This is a genomic window from Candidatus Infernicultor aquiphilus (assembly GCF_002784285.1).
Lineage (GTDB): Bacteria > Atribacterota > Phoenicimicrobiia > Phoenicimicrobiales > Phoenicimicrobiaceae > Infernicultor > Infernicultor aquiphilus.
The window spans coordinates 1-1,226 of record NZ_PFKO01000101.1 but is presented as its reverse complement, the minus strand read 5'-3'; the positions used below and the strand labels follow the sequence as shown (position 1 = coordinate 1,226).

Below are 1,226 nucleotides of genomic sequence, written 5' to 3'. Positions count from 1 at the left end.
AACTAAGAAAAATATTGAGTTTAATTTAGTCCAGTTTTAACTTTTAAATAGTCCACTTTTAACTTTTAACTAACAGCAAAAGAATTTTATGTCTATTTTATTTGAAAAGGTACCGGGGTAAAGGATATAATACAAAAGATTAAAGCACAAACCCCTAATAACTTTCTTTTTTGATTTAAAGGATTAATATCATCTAACGGTGGAGGGTGATGAAATCCGAAGATAAGGAGTAAAATGAATAATAAGGTCCAGGACGGGTTAACAAATATACAGATAAGACCTAAAAGACCCAAAGTTATATAATAGGCAATTTTACTATTTTTACCAAATAGAGAATAGATTACGTGTCCGCCATCTAACTGTCCAATCGGTAGAAGGTTTAAGGCAGTGACAAACAGTCCTACCCAACCCGCATAAGCTACAGGATGCAAGATTACATCCTGACCTTCCGGAAGATGCCCGAAAATAATTTTCTCTATAAGTGAGAACAGGATGGAACTTCCGAGAGGTATAACTGGTCCCTTAATTTCTGAAATTACTGCTACTTCCGATAATTTAAGTCCGATTATTATAACCGGTATAGTAAGAATTAGACCTATAAAAGGACCGGCTATCCCGATGTCAAATAAGGCTTTGCGATTAGGCATAATTCCTTTCATTTTGATAACTGCCCCTAAAGTACCAAAAGGAGATAGGGGGAAAGGAATAAAAAAGGGTAGAGTGACTTTTACGCCGTATCTTCTACTAACAAAGAAATGGCCTAATTCGTGAGCCAGTAGAATGGTGATTAAAGATAATGCGTACCAAATGCCGCCCACCATAAAAGTAGAAATTATGGTTAGAATAAATAAGATTATATTTAAAATTTGTCTTCGCCACCTTTGTATTAATTTATTGCTTTTCTTATTAGTACAAATTATTATATCTTATTCTTCTTTATTTATAAAGCCAAAATATTTTTATCGAGTATTGAGTATCAAGTATCGAGTAAAGAAAAAGAAAAGATGTAGAAAAAATAAGATAGAATAAAAATTAAAATCGGATTAATTCTTTTTAATTTTTATATTTTGGAGTAAAATAATTATAGAATTAAAATAGTATCGAGTATCGAGTATTGCGTATCGCGTGAGGAAAATAGGGTAGAGAGTGTAGCGTTTAGAAAATAGTATTGAGTTAACCCACTAATCGTAGGACAGGCGTCCCCCGTTTTCACGAGGGCAGGCTCG

General features: G+C 33.2%; 1 protein-coding gene. It reads right to left on the bottom strand.

Features of this window, described 5'->3' with window-relative positions; translation table 11 throughout:
• Positions 1-92 precede the first annotated feature (92 nt).
• Positions 93-821, bottom strand: coding sequence for a site-2 protease family protein (locus tag COZ07_RS02875; protein WP_406607084.1), 729 nt, complete (start codon positions 819-821; stop codon positions 93-95).
• Between the last annotated feature and the right edge of the window lie 405 nt (positions 822-1,226).

Excerpts from the sequence above, each read along its gene's own strand:
- COZ07_RS02875 (WP_406607084.1), bottom strand. The coding sequence starts at position 821 with ATGGTGGGCGGCATTTGGTACGCATTATCTTTAATCACCATTCTACTG.